The sequence below is a fragment of the Vibrio sp. S234-5 genome (assembly GCF_000960595.1).
In the GTDB taxonomy this organism is placed as follows: Bacteria; Pseudomonadota; Gammaproteobacteria; order Enterobacterales; family Vibrionaceae; genus Vibrio.
Genome location: NZ_JZAM01000190.1, coordinates 1 through 7,009, shown reverse-complemented (window position 1 = coordinate 7,009; position 7,009 = coordinate 1). Strand labels below are relative to the sequence as shown.

The 7,009-nt window shown below is 40.8% G+C and carries 9 protein-coding genes; 2 read left to right on the top strand and 7 right to left on the bottom strand.

What is annotated here, in order from left to right; genetic code table 11:
- Nucleotides 1-687: 687 nt before the first annotated feature.
- The 7 genes from UF06_RS09165 to UF06_RS24165 all read right to left on the bottom strand — a co-directional run bounded on the left by UF06_RS09165 (nucleotide 688) and on the right by UF06_RS24165 (nucleotide 6,259).
- On the bottom strand, nucleotides 688-1,173 hold the full coding sequence (locus tag UF06_RS09165) for a GNAT family N-acetyltransferase (protein WP_045570181.1): 486 nt from the start codon (nucleotides 1,171-1,173) through the stop codon (nucleotides 688-690).
- Nucleotides 1,174-1,327: 154 nt separating this feature from the next.
- Nucleotides 1,328-1,633 (bottom strand): YkgJ family cysteine cluster protein, encoded by a 306-nt coding sequence (locus UF06_RS09160; protein ID WP_082069651.1) that lies wholly within the window; start codon nucleotides 1,631-1,633, stop codon nucleotides 1,328-1,330.
- Between the two features lie 1,104 nt (nucleotides 1,634-2,737).
- Entirely contained in the window at nucleotides 2,738-3,271 is a 534-nt protein-coding gene (locus UF06_RS09155; protein ID WP_045570179.1) for a shikimate kinase, read from the bottom strand.
- Nucleotides 3,272-4,362: 1,091 nt separating this feature from the next.
- A complete protein-coding gene (locus UF06_RS09150) occupies nucleotides 4,363-4,800 on the bottom strand; it encodes a helix-turn-helix domain-containing protein (protein WP_045570178.1) in 438 nt (145 codons plus the stop codon).
- A gap of 10 nt (nucleotides 4,801-4,810) precedes the next feature.
- Nucleotides 4,811-5,152: a DUF4258 domain-containing protein gene (locus tag UF06_RS09145; protein WP_045570177.1), complete on the bottom strand. Its 342-nt coding sequence runs from the start codon at nucleotides 5,150-5,152 to the stop codon at nucleotides 4,811-4,813.
- 193 nt (nucleotides 5,153-5,345) lie between these two features.
- Nucleotides 5,346-6,119 carry an NERD domain-containing protein gene (locus tag UF06_RS09140; protein ID WP_045570176.1) on the bottom strand — a complete coding sequence of 258 codons (774 nt, stop codon included), beginning with the start codon at nucleotides 6,117-6,119 and terminating at the stop codon, nucleotides 5,346-5,348.
- Nucleotides 6,120-6,136: 17 nt separating this feature from the next.
- Complete coding sequence (locus UF06_RS24165; protein ID WP_082069652.1) at nucleotides 6,137-6,259, bottom strand: DUF3265 domain-containing protein; 123 nt, start codon at nucleotides 6,257-6,259, stop codon at nucleotides 6,137-6,139.
- Between the two features lie 56 nt (nucleotides 6,260-6,315).
- Between UF06_RS24165 and UF06_RS09135 the strand changes: the two genes are divergently transcribed.
- Nucleotides 6,316-6,564, top strand: coding sequence for a type II toxin-antitoxin system Phd/YefM family antitoxin (locus UF06_RS09135; RefSeq protein ID WP_045570175.1), 249 nt, complete (start codon nucleotides 6,316-6,318; stop codon nucleotides 6,562-6,564).
- Nucleotides 6,554-6,844: a type II toxin-antitoxin system RelE/ParE family toxin gene (locus UF06_RS09130; RefSeq protein WP_000221349.1), complete on the top strand. Its 291-nt coding sequence runs from the start codon at nucleotides 6,554-6,556 to the stop codon at nucleotides 6,842-6,844. The genes UF06_RS09135 and UF06_RS09130 overlap by 11 nt, the downstream gene beginning before the upstream one ends.
- The last annotated feature ends 165 nt before the right edge of the window (nucleotides 6,845-7,009 follow it).

The window sequence follows — 7,009 nt, the reverse complement described above, 5'->3', positions numbered from 1 at the left end:
CTCAATTGAGGCAACTGCTCAAGACTTGCGTTGGCAAACAATGCTGATTTGCCGAAAACCTAAACGAATGGCCGAAGGAAGAAAGAACAAGCAGCAAACAATGATTTTTAATGTTTTAAGCTAACGCAGCGTTAAGTAGTGAGGAACGCCACCACCCTACCTAAACCATTGTGCCGTAAACACTAAAGCTGAATCAAACCGAAAAAACCGAGCGTTGCGAATCTGCCTTAAACGCCTTGTTATGTTCGTAATTTGCAACGTATGCCTAACTTCAAAAGCCACAAATTCAAGGGTAGTAATATCATGCTGCCGATTAGCCACAAAGAGTCATGCAGATATGGGAAAACCACCCCACCTCTAAGAAGACTCCCCCCAAAGACAGCCTCTAGTAAGCCGCCAATCAACAGCAGAACGAAATACAAAGGGATATATACTACGGAAACTATCCATTGGAATATTTCTATTGAAATCATGTCATTATGAAGCAAGTACGCTAAATATGCTTGAGCAATAGAAAAGATGAAAGCTGCTAATATCATTCCTTGATTTCTCATTTTTCACCCTAGAACATAACGCCCGCTTAAGGGGCTGACAACGCTACTACCAAGTTTCCGCATAACACCGTAAACACAAAAACCAACGCATAATAAAAATGCCACGCGTTGGAAGTCCCTCTTGAAGCGTTTGTTAGGCATTTTCCAACGCATTGATATTATTAATTAATTCCCAGCATTCTAATGATTCGCCATCACTATCCACAGCAATATTTTTATAAATAAATCCATTTTTGCGAACAACATTGAGTGACGCCGAATTTTCAGAAGAGATTAATGCAAAGACAACTTTGACTAAACCAGATTCAAACGCAATTTGGCAAAGTTTGTTAACTGCAAATGTTGCAATACCTTTACCTTGAACCCCAAAAGCTACGTTGTAACCGATTTCAACTCGACACTTGAACGGTGGGTTCTTGAATCCACAACTACCAATTAGCTGGTCATTTGACTTTATAAAGTATGGTAAAGACCAAACTTCACAAATTGAATCACGATAATGATTAAGAGAGCGTTCTAAAACATGATTTGGTGGAATTCCGTCAATCATATACTTAAGCTCAGATTGACCATCACGCAACATTTTTAGCTCATGCTCATTTAGCTGAATGAGTTCCATAATTTCCTTATGCCTAACGCCCGGTTAAGGGGCAGCCAACGCCACTACCAAGCTTCCGCATAACACCGTAACCACAAAAAACCAACGCATAATAAAAATGCCGCGCGTTGGCTGTCCCTCTTGAACCGTTTGTTATGGCTAACAACTCACTGATTTATTGGATAAAGCTTTGAGAAAGGTCTATACGTTCATCTCGACATTCGTAAGAGCCCATTTCGAATTCTCGACAAATCCAAAGGCGATTTTCGTAAATTGTGCACATGAACGTTTCACGATCTAGAGCTGAACACCAACCATCTGACAAACGCAGCATCGTTTCTCCACCCCATTCATCGAATGCAATATGCTGCTCTGGCACACCTGTATCGGTAATGATCATAACCTCTAAACGGCAGCAACAAGCATGGCAGTTTGAGCACGATATTTCCGGATTTGATACATTTTTAATTGGGATTGTCATCGAGTTCTTCAGCGAGTTTAATCGCAGGATAGTACTCCAATTTAAACCAATTTAAACCAATTTACCGACATTAATGATGAACTAAACTTGATAGCCATAACGCCGCATTAAGCGGCTAAAAATAGTGGGCTAAAATACAAGCGAAGCGCAGTAGCCCACTGTTTTTAGTCCGACTTAAATGCCTTGTTATATAGCCATTTATTGCACAATGCGTTGGAAAACACAGCACGGTTAAACAGCCCTTTTAGATTTAATTTCACACTCACCGAAGTCAGTTGACGAACGAAGCCAAACCGTTTTTTTAAATACTATTTTCTAACACGGTTTTAAAAACCAGACACGCTACCGCACTTGAAGTGAAACAAGTTGGTAAGCAGCGAATAACATTTTGAGTGTTAGAAACACCGCTAGTTTAAACAATTTATCGACGAAGGAAACTACCCACTTCACAATAAACCAAACAAAAATCAGACTTGCAAAACCCAATGCCAAAACACTGCCCGAAAGCTATATAACGCCGCGTTAAGGGGTGCAGGCACGCAATACAAAAGCTACCGCACAGTGCCGTAATCACCGAACTCAACGCAAACTAAAAATGCCACGCGTGCCAAATCCCACTTTAACGCTTTGTTATGCTTAAGCTTCAACGCCCACATTTTTACCAAAACCAAGATTAACTCGACTAGGATTAGCTAACAAAAGGCAAAACCTAAGAAACTGAAATGACTCATAATTTTTGAAAATCAAACTTTGAAATTTGGCAGATAAAACTCAAAAACTTACTATCAAATTGCTGATTGAGCCAACTGCCCTAACCTCGTGCTTACCCGAAAATTGATTGAGGCAATTCTCTGATCTTTCAGCGCCAAAGAATGGATGTCCAGAAAATAGTGCCCACTGAAGCCAACTTGCCGACGAGCACAAAACTCAAAAGCTGAGGGAACAAAGGAAAACCATAAACCACTGATTTTAAGTGATTAAGCATAACGCCCAATTAAGGGGTGAGCAACGCTACCACCCAAACCTAACGCATTGTGCCATAAACACTAAACTTGAAGTAGAAGCAAAAATACCAAGCGTTGGGAATCCCTCTTAAATTGTTTGTTATGTGCGTAACTCGCTCAGGAACGCCTTTGCTTTTTTAGGGCTTGTTATTCTTACAAATTTGATATGACTATACTTCGGATCGTTAAGTAGTTCTGTGTAGCGAGACCGATTTTTACTGTACGTTTTTAGCGTCCAAAGAATGATAGAGTCTTTGCTAAGAAAAGACTTTCTGAACGACTCAACATTACCTGTTTTATCCCATAATTCCTGCTTGGTCACTGTACGAACTAAAGCCCTTTTCACAGCTTGAAACAACGTCCTTACAAAGGAGTAATCAACCCAAACAATGGTATCTACTCTGTTCCATTTTATTTCAGCAGTTCGGTTGTAGTTACCATCAAGAACCCAATGCTCGGCGCTTAACCTGTCAGCTAAATTAGCAAAGAACTCTTCATCTGAAGATTCTTGCCAATTGGGCTTCCAGAATATGGCATCCATTTCAACATAAGGGTACTTTAGCTCACTCGCAAGCTGGCGACTGAAAGTACTTTTTCCACTACCACTAGTGCCTATTACATTGATTCTTTTCATCGCATGACCTGATTTTTTGCCTTAGCACATAACGCTGCGTTAAGGGGTGCAGGCCCGCAATACAATGTTTCTGCATTTCACCTTAAACACAAAACTTAACGCAAACTAAAAATGCCACGCGGGCCAAGTCCCACTTTAATGCCTTGTTATGATTACGGTTTAAGAAAACCTACATGACAAAGAACCGCCGATTTTACGGCATTGCTCAAAACCATTACCAAGTTTTTAAGCTAAATTGACCGACAAATGCGATCAGCTTAAAGCTCGTGATTTTGCCAATCCTAACCCATCCAATCAAAGCGACTTTGAGCCAGAGAAACTCTCAACCGATATTTCCACAACTCCACAATGAAGCAACCCACGAACTTGGTTTGCGCGAGGCTGGCAATGACAAAGAATTTTGGATAATTGGACTCAAATTGCTGAATATCGATGAAGCTAAAAAGTCGGAGAAATCCCCAATCTTTTCCTCAAGATAGCTTTTTTGCTTTTGTAAACATAACGCCCTGCTAAGGGGTGAGCAATGCACTGCAAAAGCGACCGCACACCGCCTTAATCACAAAACCCCACCGCATGCCAAAAATGCCACGCATTGCGAATCCCTCTTAAGCAGTTTGTTATGTTTAAGCTTCAAGGGCTTACGTTTTACAAAACCAAGATTAACTCAGTGTTGACTCACAAACAAAAGCCAAGACTTAAAAAACTGAAATGACTCATAGATTTGAAAACAGACTTCGAATTTTGGCAATTCAAGCCCAAAAAATTGTGGTCAAAATACTGATTGAGCCAGCCGCACAAACCTCGAGCTCACTCGAAAATTGATTGAGGCAACACTCTGAATTTCCAGCGCCAAAGAATAAATGTCCGGAAAGCAGCGCCAAGTGAAGCCACTTTGCCAACGAGCACAAAATCAACAAGCCGAGGGAGCAAAGAAAAGATACAACCAACTGATTTGACGTGATTAAACATAACGCCCGCTTAAGGGGCAGCCAACGCCACAACCTACTTCCGGCATAACGTCGTAACCACAAAAACCAACGCATGGTAAAAATGCCGCGCGTTGGCTGTCCCTCTTGAAGCGTTTGTTAGGGCTATGCTACACGCCACTTGTTGTCTTGCTCTTCTAAATGTAACTCTGCCATTGTTGATTCAATTTCTGAATCTGAAAGCATATTTAGCAAAAGACCAATTTGGCTATCGTCGTCATTGAACTCTGCATACAATGCACGAAGAGTCACATCGGCTGTCCTTGGAATGACTGACTGCCCCTTTTCCCAGCGAGCAACTGTTTGAGTGTCTACTCCTAACAAGTTACCCAGCGCCTTTTGCGACATATTGAGCTCGATGCGAATAAACTTGAACTCTTGATGAGAAATAGGCCTTACTTGAGACACTATGTTTCTACCGATAAGAGCGTGCAACTCATAAAGGTTGTCGATACTAACAAATTCTTCATCATCTACTTTGTCGATAGTAAAGCCATTTGTTAAATAAACATACGGTAGACCACATTCTTTATAGTGATACATATTAGCCCCTTTACTTAACTATAACCGTAACAACAAATGCAGATGGATCGTTTTCGTGTCTCTTTAGGGAAACAACAACTTCTACGATTTCACCGGCAGCCATACCTTGAAGGTTACATTTCCAGTCACCTCTAGGTGTTTGATGAGGAGCTTCCGTTATTCTACTGTGCTTATTGCTAAGTACCTGAAATACTTGCATTCGAGTCACACCACGTTGTTCCATGCGTTCTCTCGCATGAGAACTAATGTAAACTCTCGCTGTATGATTACTTGCCAGTTCATTGATGAGTTTCTTTGCTGACGCTGAGGTCAGCGGGAACTCATCTATTCCCTCAAGTTTATTATCTGACATACGGACTACCTATCAATTTGATAGCTTCGATTATGAGCGAGAAAAAGATTAAACGCAAGATTTGATGAATAGCCCTAACGCCCGGTTAAGGGGCAACCAACGCTACTACCAAGCTTCCGCATAACACCGTAACCACAAAAAAACAACGCATAGTAAAAATGCCACGCGTTGGTTGTCCCTCTTGAACCGTTTGTTAGTTGAATTTTTCCACTGACCTACATTTAGGGAAAGAGGAACAACCCCAAAACTGTTTACCTTTATCTTCACCACGCTTTGTTTCACGCGCAACCATATCAGAGCCACAACGTGAACATTGCTTTATGTTTTCTTTTGAAGCAACCAACTCTTTAACATGTTGCCTATGCTTTAGATCTGTAACCACGCCTTTCTTGAGCTTAACTTCGTTGATGGCCGAAATAATTTGAGCGTATTCAGCATCTGAAAATACTGGCTGGATGAACTGCTTAATGTAATCCAAGCAACCTCGTGCGTAAGTAACATTATTAGGCATATCAGTTTTAAACGTACTATCACCAATAAAAACGATGACCGAATGTAACTTAGATGAATCTATACCCAACAATGATTCAAGGGCTTTGATATGTTTATAATTTTGATGGAGAGGATTCTGAAATTTGGAAGTATGCCGATAGATTTTTTGAGTCCATTGTTTTTGACTTCTTGAGCCAAAGATCCACCCTTTCATATTTTTTGTTTCAACAACAAAAATACCAAACTTAGATACAACAACGTGGTCAATTTGTGTTGTGCCATCTTCTGTGGGTAAAGTTACATCTTTTATTAACGTGTAGTCTGATTCAGATAACTGTGACAGCAATCTGTTTACCAAATACTCGCCAAACAGACCTTTAAACCATCGACTCTTGAATATCGAAACGATAAGTAACAGAGGTATGATGTACCAAACTTGAACTAAAGCACCCGATAGTAATCCTAAAATATCCACGAAACTTCCTTATTCAACTAACGCCGCGTTAAGGGGTGAGTGCCGCATAAACCAGCTTTCCGCAGACCACTTTCACCATCAAAACTAACCGCATACCAAAAATGCCACGCGGCACGAATCCCTCTTGAACGCCTTGTTATACCGTTCTTATAGCGCTAGAATGACCTTTATAAAGACCACTTAAAGGACTCAATAAATGACCGCTAGAATCTTAGCCGATGTAGCTGCAAGTATTACTGAATTAAAAGCTAATCCAATGAAAGTTGCAACAAGTGCATATGGTGAACCTGTCGCTGTACTTAACCGAAACGAACCTGCTTTTTACTGTGTTCCAGCAAAAGCATACGAAATGATGATAGATCGACTCGATGATCTCGAACTATTAGCTATTGCAAGAGAACGAGAGTCTGAAGAAAGCATTTCGGTAAACATCGATGACCTATAAACTTGATTTCAAAAAGAGCGCCTTAAAAGAATGGAAAAAACTTGGCTCTACACTACAACAGCAATTTAAAAAGAAACTCATTGAACGCTTAGAAAACCCACATGTACCAGCATCAAAACTCTCTGGCGCTGATAACATGTATAAAATAAAGCTACGTCAGTCTGGCTACCGTCTTGTTTACCAAGTAAAAGATGACGTTATCGTGGTAACGGTCTTAGCAGTTGGAAAACGAGAGCGAAGTGATGTTTACCGTAGCGCAATGAAACGATTAGATGACTGATTAATATACCAATCAATGCCTCTTTTTTCGGCAAGGTATAACGCCCGCTTAAGGGGCAGCCAACGCCACTACCAACTTACTGCATAACACCGTAACCACAAAAACCAACGCATAGCAAAAATGCCACGCGTTGGCTGTCCCTCTTGAAGCGTTTGTTATAACACA